19 protein-coding genes are annotated in these 18137 nt (G+C 30.0%); 6 read left to right on the top strand and 13 right to left on the bottom strand.

What is annotated here, in order from left to right:
• Positions 1 to 55: 55 nt before the first annotated feature.
• The 5 genes from CPIN17260_RS03470 to CPIN17260_RS03450 are packed head-to-tail and all read right to left on the bottom strand — an operon-like array spanning position 56 to position 4617.
• On the bottom strand, positions 56 to 1330 hold the full coding sequence (locus CPIN17260_RS03470) for a YdgA family protein (protein WP_078440567.1): 1275 nt from the start codon (positions 1328 to 1330) through the stop codon (positions 56 to 58).
• On the bottom strand, positions 1327 to 1893 hold the full coding sequence (locus CPIN17260_RS03465; RefSeq protein ID WP_069632411.1) for a DedA family protein: 567 nt from the start codon (positions 1891 to 1893) through the stop codon (positions 1327 to 1329). The genes CPIN17260_RS03470 and CPIN17260_RS03465 overlap by 4 nt, the downstream gene beginning before the upstream one ends.
• A gap of 1 nt (position 1894) precedes the next feature.
• Positions 1895 to 2509, bottom strand: coding sequence for a lipid-binding SYLF domain-containing protein (locus CPIN17260_RS03460; RefSeq protein ID WP_078387550.1), 615 nt, complete (start codon positions 2507 to 2509; stop codon positions 1895 to 1897).
• Positions 2499 to 4052 (bottom strand): ribonuclease Y, encoded by a 1554-nt coding sequence (gene rny / locus CPIN17260_RS03455; RefSeq protein WP_078440566.1) that lies wholly within the window; start codon positions 4050 to 4052, stop codon positions 2499 to 2501. The genes CPIN17260_RS03460 and rny overlap by 11 nt, the downstream gene beginning before the upstream one ends.
• Positions 3973 to 4617 carry a 5-formyltetrahydrofolate cyclo-ligase gene (locus CPIN17260_RS03450; RefSeq protein WP_078440565.1) on the bottom strand — a complete coding sequence of 215 codons (645 nt, stop codon included), beginning with the start codon at positions 4615 to 4617 and terminating at the stop codon, positions 3973 to 3975. The genes rny and CPIN17260_RS03450 overlap by 80 nt, the downstream gene beginning before the upstream one ends.
• A 48-nt stretch (positions 4618 to 4665) precedes the next feature.
• Here CPIN17260_RS03450 and CPIN17260_RS03445 point away from each other — a divergent pair, with 48 nt between their 5' ends.
• The 3 genes from CPIN17260_RS03445 to radA all read left to right on the top strand — a co-directional run bounded on the left by CPIN17260_RS03445 (position 4666) and on the right by radA (position 7540).
• A complete protein-coding gene (locus CPIN17260_RS03445; protein WP_069632408.1) occupies positions 4666 to 5241 on the top strand; it encodes a TlpA family protein disulfide reductase in 576 nt (191 codons plus the stop codon).
• A complete protein-coding gene (gene ftsY / locus CPIN17260_RS03440) occupies positions 5238 to 6104 on the top strand; it encodes a signal recognition particle-docking protein FtsY (RefSeq protein ID WP_069632407.1) in 867 nt (288 codons plus the stop codon). The genes CPIN17260_RS03445 and ftsY overlap by 4 nt, the downstream gene beginning before the upstream one ends.
• A gap of 95 nt (positions 6105 to 6199) precedes the next feature.
• The gene (gene radA, locus CPIN17260_RS03435; protein ID WP_069636696.1) at positions 6200 to 7540 is read left to right on the top strand and encodes a DNA repair protein RadA; all 1341 of its coding nucleotides are present in this window, start codon (positions 6200 to 6202) and stop codon (positions 7538 to 7540) included.
• A 115-nt stretch (positions 7541 to 7655) separates the two neighbouring features.
• Here radA and CPIN17260_RS03430 read toward each other — a convergent pair whose 3' ends face one another.
• Positions 7656 to 8297, bottom strand: a complete 642-nt coding sequence (locus tag CPIN17260_RS03430; protein WP_069632405.1) for a M48 family metallopeptidase — start codon at positions 8295 to 8297, stop codon at positions 7656 to 7658.
• A complete protein-coding gene (locus CPIN17260_RS03425; RefSeq protein ID WP_078440564.1) occupies positions 8273 to 9592 on the bottom strand; it encodes an MATE family efflux transporter in 1320 nt (439 codons plus the stop codon). The genes CPIN17260_RS03430 and CPIN17260_RS03425 overlap by 25 nt, the downstream gene beginning before the upstream one ends.
• Before the next feature lie 136 nt (positions 9593 to 9728).
• Between CPIN17260_RS03425 and CPIN17260_RS03420 the strand changes: the two genes are divergently transcribed.
• A complete protein-coding gene (locus CPIN17260_RS03420; protein WP_078440563.1) occupies positions 9729 to 11042 on the top strand; it encodes a sodium-dependent transporter in 1314 nt (437 codons plus the stop codon).
• A gap of 17 nt (positions 11043 to 11059) precedes the next feature.
• Here the strand turns inward: CPIN17260_RS03420 and fabI are convergent, their stop codons facing one another.
• From fabI to gap, 4 genes are read right to left on the bottom strand one after another with little or no spacing between them, the layout of a single operon-like run.
• Positions 11060 to 11887 carry an enoyl-ACP reductase FabI gene (fabI, locus tag CPIN17260_RS03415; protein WP_069637237.1) on the bottom strand — a complete coding sequence of 276 codons (828 nt, stop codon included), beginning with the start codon at positions 11885 to 11887 and terminating at the stop codon, positions 11060 to 11062.
• A 15-nt stretch (positions 11888 to 11902) separates the two neighbouring features.
• Positions 11903 to 12580, bottom strand: a complete 678-nt coding sequence (locus CPIN17260_RS03410) for a triose-phosphate isomerase (RefSeq protein ID WP_069637236.1) — start codon at positions 12578 to 12580, stop codon at positions 11903 to 11905.
• Complete coding sequence (locus CPIN17260_RS03405; protein ID WP_078440562.1) at positions 12577 to 13782, bottom strand: phosphoglycerate kinase; 1206 nt, start codon at positions 13780 to 13782, stop codon at positions 12577 to 12579. Before CPIN17260_RS03405 ends, CPIN17260_RS03410 begins: the two co-directional genes overlap by 4 nt.
• Positions 13779 to 14795 carry a type I glyceraldehyde-3-phosphate dehydrogenase gene (gene gap, locus CPIN17260_RS03400; RefSeq protein WP_078440561.1) on the bottom strand — a complete coding sequence of 339 codons (1017 nt, stop codon included), beginning with the start codon at positions 14793 to 14795 and terminating at the stop codon, positions 13779 to 13781. The genes CPIN17260_RS03405 and gap overlap by 4 nt, the downstream gene beginning before the upstream one ends.
• Before the next feature lie 77 nt (positions 14796 to 14872).
• On the opposite strand from gap, the gene nadD reads away from it, so the two are divergent.
• Together nadD and rsfS are read left to right on the top strand one after the other, a co-directional pair.
• On the top strand, positions 14873 to 15409 hold the full coding sequence (gene nadD / locus CPIN17260_RS03395) for a nicotinate (nicotinamide) nucleotide adenylyltransferase (RefSeq protein WP_069636702.1): 537 nt from the start codon (positions 14873 to 14875) through the stop codon (positions 15407 to 15409).
• Complete coding sequence (rsfS, locus tag CPIN17260_RS03390) at positions 15409 to 15747, top strand: ribosome silencing factor (protein ID WP_069632397.1); 339 nt, start codon at positions 15409 to 15411, stop codon at positions 15745 to 15747. The genes nadD and rsfS overlap by 1 nt, the downstream gene beginning before the upstream one ends.
• Positions 15748 to 15796: 49 nt before the next feature.
• On the opposite strand, the gene CPIN17260_RS03385 is transcribed toward rsfS, so the two are convergent.
• Both CPIN17260_RS03385 and CPIN17260_RS03380 read right to left on the bottom strand, forming a co-directional pair.
• Positions 15797 to 17314 (bottom strand): ABC transporter permease/substrate-binding protein, encoded by a 1518-nt coding sequence (locus tag CPIN17260_RS03385; RefSeq protein ID WP_078440560.1) that lies wholly within the window; start codon positions 17312 to 17314, stop codon positions 15797 to 15799.
• Complete coding sequence (locus tag CPIN17260_RS03380) at positions 17307 to 18023, bottom strand: ABC transporter ATP-binding protein (protein ID WP_226996998.1); 717 nt, start codon at positions 18021 to 18023, stop codon at positions 17307 to 17309. The genes CPIN17260_RS03385 and CPIN17260_RS03380 overlap by 8 nt, the downstream gene beginning before the upstream one ends.
• Positions 18024 to 18137: the final 114 nt, after the last annotated feature.

The following is an 18137-nucleotide window of genomic DNA, read 5'->3' as shown; positions in this document are numbered from 1 at the left end:
TTTCTTTTAAGATAATATATATTTTACACAAACACACTTCAAAACACAAATATATTTATTTTTTATAACCTATAACCTTATTTAATAAAACCTTATCATTAATAATCAAATCTTTTTTATCTTTATCAAATCTAACTAAAATACTCATATTATCGTTATTTTGTTTTAAAACACCACCTGTTATTAACATAGGTTCAAAAATACCAAGTTCTGGAAGTTGTGATAAAAAATCAGAAAAGGTTGGAGTAAATTTTATATCTGCGTTCAAATTAAGAGAATTTAATATATTCTTATTATCCAATCCATAATTAAAATTATTTTTCTTCTTAAATCCATTAAATTCTAAATTTAAATCCGCGTGTATTTTATTTTTTTCACCATTTTTTGCCTCAAAGTTAAGATGATATTTTGGATTGTTTTCTAAAATATCAGCTACTAAATCTAATTTATTTACCAAACCTGTATCATATTTTTTCGTATCATATTTTGAGATGATTTCTAAAATTTTATTCAATGCTGTAGAGTTGATATGATTTATATTGTTATTAATAGATATAGTATTAAAATAAAAATCATTAACTGCTATTTTATCAATTTTTAGCATATCATCACTAGAAAATAGTTTATTATCATCTATTTTTACTTGTGACTTATATGTAGTTTTTCCGATTTTTATATAGTTTTGCATATACCCAAAATCCAAACTATTTTGTGAAATATTAGTTTTAACTGGATAAATTTTTGTAAAAATATCATAATAAGGAACTGGACTATTATATTTTAAGTCATAAGAAAACTTATCTAATTTTAAATAAATATCGTTTTGTTTAAAGTTAAACATTCCAACATCTAATTTTAAATCTTTAATTTCATATTTTTTATTTAGTGTTAAATTAATAAATATATCTTTAGTAAAAAATATACCATCATCAAAATTTTTAAAATTAACTTCTGTTTTATAATCACTAAACAGACCAGCTTTTATTAAAACTGTTGCAATTTCTATATTTTTTTCACCTTCTAAAACTATATTGGATTTTAAAATTTTATTATTTGCATTCAATAAAAACATTAAAAAATTTGTATTAATATCAGAACTAATATGAAAAACTATCTCTTCTTTCATAGAATTATCTATAGCCAAATCAAAAAAAGATTTTGAATTGAAAAAACTCTTATCGTAAACGATATTTGAGACTCTAATATCATCTCTGGAATCTAAATATTTTAAAACACTATTAAACTCATCTTTTACAATATTAGAATAATAATAATTAAATCCCAGTAAAGCTAGAAAAAACACAATAAAAATAAAAATAATTTTTTTCATTTTGACACTTTCTTTGTTTTTTTATCTAAAAATAACCAAATACTGCCAAATAAAACAAATAAAAAAACAGGCATTGACCAACTATAATTCCCAAAATAATCTTCTATATTAACTACAAAATCTCCAGCATAATAACTCAAATTTCCAAGCAATAATGCCCACAAGACAGAAGCTACGAGATTTAATATAATAAATTTTTTAAATGAATATTTAGTTAATCCTATTGTTATTGGAATAAGAGTTTTTACACCATATATATATTTTTGAATAAAAATCATCTTATTACCGTGTTTTTTCATTAAGATTTGAGAATAGGCTAATTTTCTTTTTTGATTTTTTAAATAAGGCATTAGCATAGCTTTATTATATCTACCAATATAAAAAAGTATATTATCTCCTATAAAATTAGCAGCACAAGCAACTATTATACTTATATTTAAATCCATTTTACCCATATAGCTTAACACTCCAGCCGCTATAATAGCAACCATCCCACCGCCTAATGAGTATAAAAATAATAATAAATATCCATATGTAGACAAATTTGAAAGCATATCTTGCATACTATTCACCAAATCCATTTAAAGCATTTTGTAACTGCAAATAACCATATCCATTTTTTCTAAAATGTTCATTAGTTAAGCTTATAACAGCACCTCCAAAACTTGCACCAGCAAAAAAACCACTATCGGTGGCATAAGCATATATATCTTTTGAAAACTGAAAATCTTTTATATCTTTATATCCTCCATTTATATCACCGAATGCAAAATTAGCATCAGTACTTATTACTATCTTGCTATCTTTTATATCAGATATAATCGCACTATTTAATATAAAAAGAACAAGAGTACTATCAGAGTATCCAACTTGCAACCCCAAACTTCCACCACCAATACCAACAGTTAAAATTTCTTTATTGTTACCTACAGGGTCTAAAACCATAATACCTTTACCTGACATACCACCAAATAAAAATCCGATTTTTTTAACGCTTGGAAATATTAAAATAGCTTTAGAATTTTGTAAAAGATTTTTAAACGGAGCCGATTTATTTGCTCTATATGTCATTATAAATGAATTAGCACAATCGAGTAAAATTTCCTCAGAAGCAAAACAAGATGTGCTTATTATAATAAAAAAAGAAAATATTTTACAGAATAAAAACTTATTTAGCATAGTTAATAGCTCTTGTCTCTCTTATTACATTTACTTTAATTTCACCAGGATATTGAACTTTATCCTCTATCTCGGATGCTATCTCTTTTGATAACAAAACTGCTTCATCATCATTTACTAGTTTAGCATTTGCTATAACTCTGATTTCACGACCAGCATTGATAGCATAAGCTTGTTTTATACCATCTTTTGTTTTTGCTATGTTTTCTATCTCCTCCACACGTTTTAAGAAGCTTTCTAAAACTTCTCTTCTAGCACCTGGTCTTGCTGCACTTAGAACATCTGCTGCACAAACAGCTGCGCTTTCTATACTTAAAGCTTCTTCGTGTCCGTGATGTGCATAAATAGCATTTATAACAACTGGGTGCTCTTTGTATCTTTTGCAAACATCAGCACCCAAATCAACATGAGATCCTTCAAAATCATGTGTTAAAGCTTTGCCTATATCGTGAAGTATACCGGCTCTTTTTGCAAGTTTTTCATCGCCACCGATTTCTGCTGCTATAATTCCGGCAAGATGTGCGACTTCAAGACTATGTGCTAACGCATTTTGACCATAACTAGCTCTAAATTTAAGCTTTCCTATAAGTTTGATTATCTCTGGATGAATTTTATTAAGACCAAGATCCATTACTATATTTTCACCCTCTTCTTGTATACTTTGTTCAAACTCTTCAGTTACTTTTTTATACAAATCTTCTATTCTAGCTGGTTGTATTCTTCCATCTTCAACCAATAATTCAATAACCCTAGTAGCAATAGCTCTACGGTAAAGGTTAAAACTGCTGAGTATAATAGCATTTGGAGTATCATCTATGATTATATCAACACCTAAAACCATCTCTAGAGTCTTTATATTTCTACCCTCTTTGCCTATTATTCTACCTTTTAACTCATCGTTTTTAATATTGACAACATTAATAAGCCTTTCAGCGGCAAACTCTCCAGCAAAACGCGAAGTAGCTTGTGCTAGTATATAATTTGCTTTTTTCTTAGCTTCTTTTTTAGCTTCTTCTTCATATTTTCTTACTATATGAGCTATTTCTGCTCTACTGTTTTCTTCTACTTTTTTTAAGACTATATCTTTGGCTTCATCTTCTGTAAGACCAGCAGCGTGTTCTAAAACCTTTAATGCTTCTGCAACTTTATCTTTATAGGTATTTTTTAAACTAACCCCCTCTTCATAAGTTATCTTAGCGTCATTTTTTTCTCTTTCAACTACTAATTTATCACTATTTAAAAGCTCTTTTTCATTTGACAAAATTTGCTCTTTTTTACTTAATTCATCAAATTTTACAGTATAGTCTTTTTGAAGCTTTACTGTTTTTTCATCATATTTTTTTTTAGCTTCAAATTCAGCCTCTTGAACTGAAATTTTTGAATTTTTTAAAATAATTTCAGCTTCATATTCTATAGCTTTTGCTTTTGCTTTTGCTTGTTCTAAAAAAATATTATAATTTGCGTCATTTATCTTTTTGGCTACAAGATATCCTACTCCAGCGCCAATGGCACCAGCCCCCAATCCTACAAAAATTTCTATCATTTTTTCCTCTTCTTATATAATTTTGCCTTGGAGTCATATATATATTGCAAGATATATCATGTTTTTGTGTTATTTCTTTATTATAAAATAGATCTATCATTTGCACAAAAACAATAATTTTTGGACGATGGCTAAGCTCTGAAAAAAATCTATCATAAAAACCCTTACCATGACCTATCCTGCCTAGATTCAAATCAACTCCAATAACTGGCACTATAGCCATATCAAGATAACCTTTAAATATCTGCCTATTAATAGGCTGCCTAACTTTAAATTTATCAATTAAAAATGGCAACCTTGATTTTACCATTTTTAAGCTAAGACCCACCATAAACGGCATAAAAATATTACACTTATTTGACAATTTTCTTCTTAGCTTGTATACATCAACTTCATATTCAAGTGGCATATATATCAAAATATTTTTTGATTTAGTATGCTTTATAAGACTATAAAGATTATTTAAAACCGAATAATGTTTACACTTTGCACTAATTTTGACATGTCTTTTTATCTGTTTTAAATTATAAGACCTTATCTCTTCTTTTGTATATTTAACACTCATTTTAATTACTTTTTGTATAATTATACACATTTTTAAAAAAGGTAATACATGAAAATTAAAAATTTAATACTATTAATCTCAATTTTCTTATTTGTAAGTTGTGGTCAAAAAGAAGATAAAAAGAAAAATAATGATACAAACAGCACAACAGTTAAAAAGATAAAAACAGAAGAAAAACAAGAGGAAAAATTAGATAATAATATAACATTAACAACTCTTGAAAATAAAACAATACAACTAATGGTAGAAAATGGTAAAATTTCAATAAAAAATAATGAAAAAGCGACATTATTTGTATTTTTTGCTACTTGGTGTCCTCCTTGTAAAGTTGAAATACCACACCTTAATAACTTGAACGATAAATTTAAAAAAGAACTAAACATAATAGGTGTTTTATTAGAAAACAAACAAGCTGATGAGATGAAAAAATTTGCTGATAGTTATAGAATAAAATATGATATTACAATAGGAAGTGGAAATTTTTTACTTGAAAAAGCCATAGGTGGTGTTATAGGTCTTCCATTTTCTATACTTTATAAACCAAACGGAGAACATTCTATCACTTATACCGGTCTTGTTCCTGAAGAAATGCTAGAAACTGATATTTTAAAGGCTATTAAATGATAGATTTTCTAAAAAAGGGTTTTGAGAAAACATTTAAAATCATCAACAAAACAAAAGAAAACAAAAAAATAACTAAAGAATTACTTGAAGAATTGCTATTAGAAGCCGATGTAGCTTATGAAATAATTGAAGAAATCATATATTATTTACCGCCTCAAGAAGAGGTAAAAAGAGATGATTTAAAACGTGTTATGAGTAGTTATTTTATATATGAAAAAGATAACTCCATAGCCGATGATAAACCTTTTGTTGATTTAATACTTGGTGTAAATGGTGCTGGAAAAACAACAACTATAGCAAAACTAGCAAATTTATATAAAAAAAATCATAAAAGTGTGATACTTGGAGCTTGTGATACTTTTAGAGCTGGTGCAATAGAACAACTTAGACAATGGGCTATAAAAATAGATATTCCTATAGTAGCAACCCAGCAAGGACACGATCCATCAGCTGTCGCATTTGACACAATAAGCTCAGCAATAGCAAAAAATATAGATAGAGTTGTGCTAGATACAGCTGGAAGACTTCAAAATCAAAAAAACCTAGCAAATGAACTTAGTAAGATAATAAGAATTAGTGCAAAAGCTTACGAAAAAGCACCTCATAGAAAAATTTTAATACTAGATGGAACACAAGGAAATGCTGGTGTTGAACAAGCAAAAGCATTTAATGAGATAGTATCACTCAACGGAGTTATCATAACAAAACTTGATGGAACACCAAAAGGTGGAGCTTTGTTTGGTGTAGCTAGAGAGCTTGAACTCCCTATTTTATATATAGGTGTTGGCGAAGGTGTTGATGATTTGATAAAATTTGATCCAGATGAGTTTTTAGATAAACTTTTAGATGCTATATTTGAATAAAATCTAATTTAAACCATAAAAACAAAAAAAGGATAAGATATTTTAAGTGTTTTATCCTTTAATCTACAATACTCAAACAAAAAAAGGTAGATAAAATGGCTAAATCAAAAAGCGTATTTGAATGTCAAGCTTGTGGAAATCAACAAAGTAAATGGATAGGAAAATGTCCAAATTGCGGAGCTTGGGATAGCTTTATAGAATTAAGTAAAGAGCAAATCAAAACCACACAAGAACTTTCAAAACTAATAACACAAAACACAAGAGCTGTAAGCATTGACAAGATAGAAATAGAAAGCATAAATAGATTTAGCACTGGTGATTTTGAGCTTGATTTAGTCCTTGGAGGCGGAGTAGTTGAAGGCTCTTTGGTGCTAATAGGTGGAAGTCCAGGCATAGGCAAATCAACCTTACTTCTTAAAATAGCCTCAAATCTTTCAAAAGATGGTAAAAAGACACTTTATGTAAGTGGCGAAGAGAGTGCTTCACAAATAAAATTAAGAGCAGATAGACTAAACGCAATAGATAAAAATTTATATCTTTTAACTGAAATCATAGTTGAAAACATAATAGCAGAAGTCAAAAAAAGCGAATATAAAATTCTTATAATAGACTCTATCCAAACATTATATAGCGAAAAAATAAACTCGGCACCCGGCTCAATCTCGCAAGTTAGAGAGATAACATTTGAACTTATGAGACTTGCAAAAAATGAAAATATCTCTGTTTTTATCATAGGCCATATCACAAAAGAAGGCTCCATAGCTGGTCCTAGAGTGCTTGAACATATGGTTGATGTCGTATTGTATTTTGAAGGCGATGCATCAAGAGAGCTAAGAATGCTAAGAGGATTTAAAAATCGTTTTGGTTCAACAAGTGAAGTTGGGATATTTGAAATGAGTAAAAATGGACTTGTTAGTGCTACAGAAATTTCAAGTAAATTTTTTACAAGAGGAAGTGCGATAAGCGGAAGTGCGATAACCATAATAATGGAAGGTTCTCGTGCTTTAAGTGTTGAGATTCAAGCATTGGTTTGTGAAAGCGCATACCCAAAAAGAAGCTCAACCGGATATGAAAAAAATCGTTTAGATATGCTTTTAGCATTACTTGAAAGAAAACTTGAAATTCCACTCGGACATTATGATGTCTTTATAAATGTTTCAGGTGGTGTAAAAATAACAGAAACAGCAGCTGATTTAGCAGTAGTTGCAGCAATAATATCAAGTTTTAGAAATAGACCTATAAGCAAAGAGAGTGTGTTTATAGGAGAACTTAGTCTAAATGGCGAAATAAGAGATGTATTTAATATAGACCAACGCTTAAAAGAGGCAAAAACACAAAAATTTAAAAATGCAATCATACCTACAAAACCACTTGAACCACAAGGTTTAAAATGCTTTTATACAAAAGATATAACAAAGGTACTTGATTGGATGTAAAGTCATTTTTATAACTTTACAATCATAAATAAATTCCATAGAATAACAATATAACAAAATTAATATACATTTAAATATTTTTTGAATTTACAATATACTACAAAAACAAGTAATGCTAATTTTTAAGACATTTTTCTCTTTGTCTGAAATCAGGCATTATATTTTCAATAAATTTATAAAATTCTATTTTGTGATTTGGGTATATAAGATGTGTTAATTCGTGTAAAATTACATATTCTACAAGCTCTATTTTTTTATGGATGAGTTTTAAATTTAGATTGATATAACCTTTTTTATGATTACAACTACCCCACCTTGTATTCATATTTTTGATACTTATATGATTTATTTTTCTATTTATAAAAGGCATAAATTTATCTATAAAAAAATATGAAATTTCTTTAAATTTTTCTCTTTTAAAATGTTCAAGCATTTTTTTATCTTTTGTAAAAATTTCACTATCTTTAAATACAATCTCTTTTAAATTTTCATCTATTTTTATCTTATACAATTTACCAAGATAATAAAACTCATCATCTTTAATTTTTTTTAAAACTACTTTTTTGTGTGTATCAATAAGCCATTGCTTATTTTCATTTAAAAATTCCATAGCCCTTTTAACTGTCGTTTTGTATGGCAAAGAGCAAGTTATTTTTGCATTATTGTCTATTTTTAGCCTAAGGTATTTTACATTTGATTTAAACTTTAGCTCTATTACAAAATCACAAAAATTTACACAAGTCGTTTTGATTGCCATTTTCTACTTCTAAAATGTAATGTATTTACGATACCCCTAAGCCACTCATCAGCCAAAAAGCCAAGCCAAACACCAATTATTCCAAATTTAAGATATATACCTAAAAAATATCCAAGTGGTAAACTAACACACCACATAAATATAAACCCCGTAATGAAAGGAAAATTCGCATCACCCGTAGCACGAAGTGCATTTACTATGACTATATTAAATGTTCTACCAACTTCAAGAACTATTGATAGAAAAAACAAAGGTAGCATTATACTTTTAAGCTCATCACTTAATCCAAACTCAAACATAATTTTATCTTTTAAAACAAAAACAATCATAACAGCTATTATTGTAAATAAAATTCCTACTTTTAAAGCTCTAAAAGTATGAGTATAAGCCCTATCAAACTCCTTAGCTCCAATCAAACGACCAACAATAACCTCATTTGCCATACTTATACTAGCACCACAAAGAAGCAATAAAAGTGTAAGTTGCATAAAAATAGTCTGAACAGAAAGCTCATTAGCCCCCATACTAGCGACAAAAGAAAAAGCCACCATATACTGACCAAGCCAAAGAAGATGCTCTCCGGCACTAGGAAGACCTATTTTTAAAATCATCTTTAATTTATCAAATGATAAAACAAACAATCTGCTTATATAAACTCTTATCTTTGCTATCTTGCATAAAATAAATATAAGCAATAAAACTCCAACAAATCGCCCTATTATGGTAGAAACAGCAACACCATAAAGCCCGTAATCAAATCCATCTAATAACCCAAAAAGAACAATAGCATTTAAAACAAGAGTTATTATATTCATTATAAAAGATACAAGCATAACCAAAAAAGCACGGTTATAAACCCTTAAAATAGATGCTAGTGTCATACCTATACCATCAAAGCAAAGAGCTATGCCAAGCATATGAAGATAGGTGTGGCTTTCGTTTCTCAACTCATTTGGGATATTTAAAATATCTAAAATTTCAAATCCAAAAAAATACACAAAACAGGCAAAAAAGATACCTAAAATTGTATTAAAACTTATAGTTGTATGCACTATTTCTCTTGCTAATTTTAATTTTTTTGCTCCTATTGCTTGTGCTACAACTATAGAACACCCAACACTTAAAAAGCTAAAAATAGCCATAAAAAAATCCATAACTTGATTTCCAGCACCCATAGAACCAACAAGGTTTATACTAACCTTAGAAACCATATATGTATTGATAACAAGAGTTATAAAATGCAAAAATATATCAAAAAATATAGGTATTGCTAGTTTTTTTAAAGATAATTCCAATTTTAATCCTTAGTTGTAAAATTTTATTTTATCAAAATTATTATATAAATAATATCAAAAGCATAACAAAATAATTAAGAAGCATTAAAGTTTTAAAAAGTATAATCAGATACATTAATAACTTAAAAGGATTGATGTGCAAAAGGTTGGTTTTACATCTCGTTGGGCTTTTATTATAGCTTGTGTTGGCTCTGCTGTCGGCATGGCAAATGTTTGGGGTTTTTCTTATAAAGTAGGCACAAACGGAGGTGGAGTATTTTTCCTTATATATCTATTGTTTGTACTTATTTTTTCATATGTTGGATTATCAGCCGAATATGCAATAGGAAGAAGAGCAAAAACAGGAACACTAGGTTCATATGAATATGCTTGGAATTCAAGAGGATTTAAAAAAATAGGAAAAATAATAGGCTGGTTACCACTGACTGGTTCTATGTGTATAGCGATAGGATATGCTGTTATAATAGCCTATGTTTTAAAAGCATTATATCAGTCAATAGATGGCTCGCTTATGAGTGTTGATACAAATACTTGGTTTGAGTCGTTTGCACTAACAAAATATTCTGTAGTTCCTTTTCACTTTATAGTGATAGCAGGCACACTTCTTACTCTTTTTTTTGGTGCAAAAAGTATAGAAAAAACAAACAAAATAATGATGCCACTATTTTTTATACTCTTTATAATACTAGCTATAAGAGTTTCATTTTTAGATAATGCTATTGATGGATATAAATTTTTATTCAAAGCTGACTGGCAAAAATTAAAAGAGCCAATGGTATGGGTATCAGCTATGGGGCAAGCATTTTTCTCACTATCAATAACAGGTTCTGGAATGATAGTTTATGGCTCATACCTATCAAAAGATGAAGATATTGTTGATTCGGCGAAAAAAACAGCTATCTTTGATACTGTAGCAGCCACAGTTGCCGCTTTGGTTATGATACCAGCTGTTTTTGCATATAGTATGAATCCAGCAGGTGGTCCTGGACTTTTATTTGTTACACTACCTAAAATTTTACAAGATATGCCAGGTGGACAAATATTTGCTATTATTTTATTTACAGCTGTGATTTTTGGAGGAATATCATCTTTGCAAAATATGTTAGAAGCGGTTGCTGAGTCCATAATGCATAAATTTCCAAAAATAAAACGAACTCCTATTTTGATCGCATTATGCATCATATGCTTTGGCATAGGGGTAACAATGCAAGATATAACAACTTGGGGCCCTTGGATGGATTTTGTATCTATTTATATCATACCTATTGGGGCTGTTATAGGAGCTATATCTTGGTTTTGGATAATTAAAAAAGATGAAATTTTAGAAGAGATAAACACAGGAACAGATAATAAGCAAGGTCTTTTATGGCACAGCATAGGAAGATATCTGTATGTTCCTATGGCGCTTATACTATGTATAATAGCACTAAGTATGCATATATCATTTTAAATAAGTAGGAAATTTTCCTACTTATGTTTTTCTAAATCAGTAACTAAGCAAACATTTCCTTCGCTATCTTGTTCAACATCAGTCATTCCCATTATATTGTATCCACAATCAACATAATGAATCTCACCAGTAACACCACTAGCAAGGTCGCTCAAAAGATACATTCCGCTTTTACCAACATCATCTATGGTTGTATTGCGTTTTAAAGGGGCATTAGCTTCATTGTACTTTAAGATCATACGAAAATCGCCTATTCCACTTGCGGCAAGTGTTTTGATAGGTCCGGCACTTATTGCATTTACTCTTATATTTTTCTTACCAAGATCATGTGCTAGGTATTTTACAGAGCTTTCAAGAGCTGCTTTTGCAACACCCATAACGTTATAATGTGGAACAAATCTAACACCACCAAGATAACTAAGAGTAAGAATAGAACCATTATCATTTAAGATAGGTAGGACTGATTTTGTTAAGCTTAATAAAGAATACACAGATGTATTCATTGTGATTTCAAAAGCCTCTTTTGTAGTATTTATAAACTCATCATCCAAAGCCTCTTTTGGCGCATAAGCAACAGCATGAACAACAAAATCAATCTTTCCAAACTCTTTTTCTATCATCGGAGCAAGATTTTGCAAATGCTCGTTGTTGTTAATATCAAGCTCATAAATAAAATTTGAGCCAAGTTCATTTGCTATCGGTTCTAATCTCTTTTTTATAGAATCATTCAAAAACGTAAAAGCAAGTTTGGCACCTTGTTCTTTACAAGCCTTGGCTATTCCATAAGCAATAGATTTATTATTTGCAATGCCTACTATAAGACCTTTTTTACCATTCATTATCATATCTATTTCCTTTTTTTAGCAAACAGCATTTATTAATTTCATAAAATTATCACAATCCCAGCTAGCAGTTCCTACAAGAACACCTTGACAGTTTTGTATCTTTGAAATTTCTAAAATATTAGTTAAATTTACACTTCCACCATACAACAAATCAGCATTAGTTTTAGTTCTTATGAAATCCAAAATTTCTTCTATCTGTCCTATACTAGCACTCTTGCCAGTTCCTATAGCCCATATAGGCTCATAAGCTATAGTTAGCTTATCGTATTGCAAATCAATACTTTCAAGCTGTTTACTTAAAAATTCTTTTGTTTTTTTATTTTCAAAAGTATCTAAATTTTCACCAATACAATAAACTATTTCCCAATTTTTTTCTTTTGCAAAATTAAATTTAGATTTTAACAGATCTTCATTTTCACCAAGTTCTCTTCTTTCGCTATGTCCAATAAGAACATTATTTATTTCAAACTCATCAAGCATAAGCGATGTTATCTCTCCGGTAAAAGATCCACTCTTGGCTGGATAAAAATTTTGAGCTCCTATTTTTATTTTTTTTGACAAAGAATAATCAAGTGCAGTAAATGGGGGATATATGATAACATCTTGAGTTTGTAAATTTTTTTCTATGTTTTTTACATATTCAGAGAAGCTTTTTCTTGTGTGATTTGATTTTAAATTTGCAAAAAATTTCATTCATCATCCTTCTTTCTTAAAGGTTTTACGCCAGGAAGCTCTTTTCCTTCTATAAGCTCTAAACTAGCACCACCGCCAGTTGATATAAATGTCATCTCATCAGCATCACCAGCACGCTGAGCAACATCAGCCGTATCTCCACCACCAACAACCGTAGTAGCATGACTTTCAGCTATAGCATGACTCATTTTTATACTACCTTTGCAAAATTTATCCATCTCAAAAACACCCATAGGTCCATTCCACCATATAGTCTGAGCATCAGCTATTGCAAGTCTAAAAAGCCTTGTGCTAGCAGGTCCTATATCAAGGCCCATCCATCCAGCAGGTATCTCTTGAGCTGTTACAAACTTAATGGCACTATCAGCAGAAAATGTCTGAGCAGCTACAACATCTACCGGTAAATAAATTTTAACACCAAGTTCTTTTCCTTTTGTTAAGATATTTTTTGCTTCATCTATCAAATCCTCTTCAAGAAGAGAATTTCCTATATCATAACCAAGAGCTTTTAAAAAGGTAAATGCCATACCACCGCCTATTATAAGTTTATCAACCCTTGGCAATAAATTTGTCAAAGCTTGCAGTTTTCCACTTACCTTACTACCGCCAACAACAGCGACAAATGGTCTTGAAGGCTGTTTTATTAATTTTTGTGCAAACTCAATCTCTTTTTGTAGTAAAAATCCAGCCGCCTTAGTATTTTCATCGTAAAACCTAACAATAGCTTCGACCGAACTATGAGCTCTATGACAAACACCAAAAGCATCATTTATATAAACATCAGCAAATTCACTAAGTGCTTTTGCTAAGTTTTCATCATTTTTGGTTTCACCTTTTTCAAAACGTAAATTTTCAAGCAACAAAACCTCTCCCGGTTTTAGCTTACTAACCTTATCTTTTGCATCAGGACCAATAACGTCATTAGCAAGAGCAATTTCTGGAAGCAATAATCTAGATAGTCTTTTCACAACGGGTTTCATTGAGTATTTTTCTTCAAAACCATTTTTTGGACGACCAAGATGAGAAGCCAAAACGACACTACAACCCTGATCTAAACAATACTTTATAGTAGGTATAGCAGAAACTATACGTCTATCATCTGTGATATTTCCAAACTCATCCATAGGGACATTAAAATCACATCTTATAAATACCCTTTTTCCACTTATATCTATATCTTTTATAGAAATTATACCATTCACTTGTTATCCTTTGTAAACTTAGCCGCTAAAACACCCATATCTACTAAACGAGCAGAATAACCCCATTCATTATCATACCAAGCAAGAACTTTTACAGTATCTTCACATATAACTTGCAACATATCAGATATAACTATACTCGAATGCTCGCTACCTATAAAATCACTAGAAACACGTTTATCTTCATCAACCAAAAGTATGCCTTTAAGTCCGCCTTCACTAGCCTTTAAAAAAGCTTCATTTAGCATATCTTTATCTACATTTTGTTTAAGAGTAGCTACTAAATCAACCATAGATACATTAGGTGTTGGAACACGAACACTAACTCCGTTTAATTTACCTTTTAAGTGTGGAAGCACTAAGCCTATAGCCTTTGCTGCACCTGTTGTGGTAGGTCCTATATTTACAGCACCAGCCCTACCCCTTCTTATATCTTTTGCTGATTTTGCATCAACTATACTTTGTCCATTTGTATAAGCATGTATTGTAGTCATAAGACCTTTTTGTATACCAAAAGCATCATCTAAAACCTTTGCCACAGGAGCTAGGCAGTTTGTAGTACAACTTGCATTTGAGATAATAGCCTCGCCTTTATAAGAGTCTGAGTTTACACCATAAACAAAGGTTGGAGTATCATCCTTAGCAGGTGCTGACATTACAACCTTACTAACACCATTTTGTATAAATTTTTCACATTTTTCACTTGTTAAATTCGCACCCGTACATTCAAGAACTACATCTGTGCCAAAATCTGAAAAAGCTAACTCATTCGCATCTCTGGTGCTAAAAACTCTAATTTTTTTACCATCAACTTCTATATAATCATCATTCAAAACTCTAACATCATGTTTAAACTCGCCGTGAACACTGTCATATTTAAGCAAATACCTAGTTAAATCTCTTGTTGCAGTATCGTTTATAGCAACTAATTCAACATCATTTCTTTCCAAAATGATACGAGCAGCACATCTTCCTATACGTCCAAAACCATTTATAGCCATTTTAATCGACATCTTATTTCCTTTTGATATAATACGTCACAATTTTACAAAAATGTAAATTAAACAAACATATATTAAAGGCAATTAATTTGAATTTGGCACTATTTGGTGGAAGTTTTGACCCTCCTCACCTAGGTCACGATAGCATTGTAAAAATGGCACTAAATGAACTTGATATAGATAAACTAATCATAATGCCAACATTCATAAGTCCATTTAAAAGCACATTTTCAGCACCTCCAAATGTTAGATTAAAATGGGTAAATGATATATGGGGAAGTCTTGAAAATGTTGAAATATCAGACTTTGAGATAGAACAAAAAAGACCAGTTCCCACGATACAAACAGCTATTTATCTAAAAGAAAAATACAACCCTGAAAATTTTTATCTATTGCTTGGGGCTGATCATATAAGAAATTTAAGCACGTGGCACAACTACGATGAGCTTAAAAATATAGTTAAATTTATAGTTGCAAAAAGAGATGAAATAGAAATACCAAAAAATCTTCAAAAGATAAATACAGATGTTCATATAAGTTCGTCTGAGATAAGAAAAGGTGTTGGCTATGAACTGCTTAATGATAAAATAAAAGAAGATATAATTAAATTTTACAAAGGAAAATAATGCAAGATATATCAACAAGAGTTGAAAAAATAGTATCCATACTTGATGAAAAAAAAGCTGAAAACATACAAGCTTTTGATATGAGAGATGATGAGTATTTTGTTAAATTTGTAGTGCTTGCCACTACTCTTGGACAAAGACACTCAATGTCATTAAATGATGAATTAAAAGAAAAATTAAAGCCTGATGGGGAAGAATTTTTAAATATAGAAAGCTCCGATGACTGGGTTGTTATAGACCTTGGAGATATTTTAATCCACCTTTTCACACCAGAATACAGGGCTAAATATAATATAGAAGAGTTGCTTAGCAAACTAAAAAAAGATACTCAAAACTAAATAAAAAAAAGATTGATATCTTAAAAAATATCAATCTTAAGCTTCATACTTATTTATCTATCAAATTATTTTTTATCAAATACTCTCTAGCAACATCTTTAGCAAGACGACCTTTTACCCTAACAGCATAGTTCATATCGCTCATATCTTTTGTGCTAATATGGCCTGCTAAAAGTTCAAGCATTGATTTTAGTTTGGGATATTTTTTAAGTGTATCTTCTTTGATGAGCGGTGCACCCTGATATGGTGGAAATATATGTTTATCATCATTTAATACAACCAAATCATATTGCCTTAACTCGCTATCAGTTGAATATGCATCAATTATTTGAACCTCATTATTTTCAATAGCCTTATATCTCAATGCTGGTTCTACTGTTTTTACTTTTAGATTTAGACCATACTCTGTTTTTAAGCCCAAATTACCATCTTTTCTGTCATTAAATTCCAAAGTAAATCCAGCTATAAATTTATCACTAACTCTTTTTAGGTCTGATATATTTTTAAGACCATACTCTTTAGCTAAACTAGACTTAACAGCAACAGCATATGTATTTTGAAATTCCATAGGCTTTAAAAATGCCAAATCATCTTGAGTTTTTATACCATCTCTTGCTATCTCATAAACTTCTTGTGGATCATTTGATAAGGCCAAAGGCTGTTTTTTAAGCAAGCTTTTAACAACAGTTCCACTAAACTCTGGATACATATCAATATCTCCTGATTTTAAAGCCTCATATAAAAAGCTAGTTTTTCCAAAATTTGGTTTTAATTCAACTTTAATATCACTATTATTGGTTATGATTTCTTTATACATATTAATCAATATCTCGGGTTCTACACCTAATTTTCCAGCAATAATTATTTTGTTATTTTGATTTTCCATAGTAGGTAAAAAAGATAATCCAAGAGAAAGAACCATTGTAAACAAAGCAAATGCAACGAGCTTTATATTTTGCTTTCTTAAAAAACGAATACCTACACTAAATAAAATCGCTAAAAGTGCCGATGAAATAGCTCCGATTAAGATCAAAGATGTATTATTTCTATCTATGCCAAGCAATACAAAACGTCCAAGTCCACCAGCTCCTATCAAAGCAGCCAAAGTGGCTGTGCCTATTATCATAACAGCAGCTGTTTGGATACCAGAAATAATAACTGGCATAGCAATAGCAAGTTCAAATTTTTTAAGTTTTTCCCATTTTGTCATTCCAAATGCTTCCGCGGCTTCTTTTAAAGATGGGTTTATCTCATTAAGTCCCGTTATAGTATTTTGAACTATAGGAAAAAGAGAGTAAATAACAAGAGCTATAACCGCAGGAACAGCACCTATACCAAAAAGTGGTATAAAAAGACCAAGAAGTGCTAAAGATGGTATAGTTTGAAAAATACCTGTCACTTGCAACACGATTTCTGTTATTTTTTTATTATTAGAAATCAAAATAGCCATAGGAACAGCAATGGCGATAGCAATCAAAAGCGATGATAATGAAATTTGAAGATGCTCTAAAACAGCTTCAAAAAGCTCAAATTTACGTTCATTAAAAGTAATTATCAAATCATTCATTTATTGTGTTACCTGCTTGAAAAAATTTAGCAACAAATTCATTTGCTGGATTATCTTTGATGTTTTTTGGTGAATCAATTTGCATTATTTCACCCTTTCTCATTATACAAATTCTCTCAGCAACATACTCAGCTTCTTGCATATCGTGAGTAACAAATACTATTGTCATTCCTAAATCTTTATGCAACTCTTTAATCAAATCTTGAAGTTGTTGTCTTGAAATTGGGTCTAAAGCACTAAACGGCTCATCCATAAGAATAACCTGGGGACGGGCTATAATCGCCCTTAAAATTCCTATCCTTTGTTGTTCGCCACCAGAAAGCTCTCTTGGATAACGATGCAGATATTTTTCTGGGGGCATTTTTACTTTTTTGAGTAGCTCTATGGTTTTTTGCATACGCTCTTTTTTTGGCCACTTTTTCATCTCTGGAATAAGAGATATATTTTCAAGAACAGTTAAATTTGGAAAAAGTGCAATTTGTTGCAAAACATATCCGGTATCTAATCTAAGCTCTCTTAAATCATAGTCTTTTATGTCTTTTCCATTGATTTTTATAACCCCTGAGCTTGGCTCTATAAGGCGATTTAACATTTTAAGAGTTGTTGTTTTTCCACTACCACTTGGGCCAACCAAAACAAAAAACTCACCTTTTTTAATATTTAAAGTCTGATCTTTTATAACATAAGTATCGTTATAAATCTTAGTCACTTTTTCCATACTAATCATAAAATTTCACTCATTATCATAATAATTTATATTGTTTTTTTAAAAAGTATAGTTTAGCATAAAAAAATTATTTATATAAAAATTTAACAAATTTTA

This window comes from Campylobacter pinnipediorum subsp. pinnipediorum, assembly GCF_002021925.1.
GTDB lineage: Bacteria > Campylobacterota > Campylobacteria > Campylobacterales > Campylobacteraceae > Campylobacter_A > Campylobacter_A pinnipediorum.
This window is presented reverse-complemented; position numbering and strand designations above follow the sequence as displayed.

Bases quoted from the DNA above. Each gene is read 5' to 3' on its own strand.
- CPIN17260_RS03445 (WP_069632408.1), top strand. From the start codon at position 4,666: ATGAAAATTAAAAATTTAATACTATTAATCTCAATTTTCTTATTTGTA.
- radA (WP_069636696.1), top strand. From the start codon at position 6,200: ATGGCTAAATCAAAAAGCGTATTTGAATGTCAAGCTTGTGGAAATCAA.
- CPIN17260_RS03465 (WP_069632411.1), bottom strand. From the start codon at position 1,893: ATGCAAGATATGCTTTCAAATTTGTCTACATATGGATATTTATTATTA.
- rny (WP_078440566.1), bottom strand. From the start codon at position 4,052: ATGATAGAAATTTTTGTAGGATTGGGGGCTGGTGCCATTGGCGCTGGA.
- CPIN17260_RS03470 (WP_078440567.1), bottom strand. From the start codon at position 1,330: ATGAAAAAAATTATTTTTATTTTTATTGTGTTTTTTCTAGCTTTACTG.
- ftsY (WP_069632407.1), top strand. From the start codon at position 5,238: ATGATAGATTTTCTAAAAAAGGGTTTTGAGAAAACATTTAAAATCATC.
- rsfS (WP_069632397.1), top strand. From the start codon at position 15,409: ATGCAAGATATATCAACAAGAGTTGAAAAAATAGTATCCATACTTGAT.
- CPIN17260_RS03385 (WP_078440560.1), bottom strand. From the start codon at position 17,314: ATGAATGATTTGATAATTACTTTTAATGAACGTAAATTTGAGCTTTTT.
- CPIN17260_RS03430 (WP_069632405.1), bottom strand. From the start codon at position 8,297: ATGGCAATCAAAACGACTTGTGTAAATTTTTGTGATTTTGTAATAGAG.
- CPIN17260_RS03460 (WP_078387550.1), bottom strand. From the start codon at position 2,509: ATGCTAAATAAGTTTTTATTCTGTAAAATATTTTCTTTTTTTATTATA.
- CPIN17260_RS03450 (WP_078440565.1), bottom strand. From the start codon at position 4,617: ATGAGTGTTAAATATACAAAAGAAGAGATAAGGTCTTATAATTTAAAA.
- CPIN17260_RS03410 (WP_069637236.1), bottom strand. From the start codon at position 12,580: ATGAAATTTTTTGCAAATTTAAAATCAAATCACACAAGAAAAAGCTTC.
- gap (WP_078440561.1), bottom strand. From the start codon at position 14,795: ATGTCGATTAAAATGGCTATAAATGGTTTTGGACGTATAGGAAGATGT.
- fabI (WP_069637237.1), bottom strand. From the start codon at position 11,887: ATGATAATGAATGGTAAAAAAGGTCTTATAGTAGGCATTGCAAATAAT.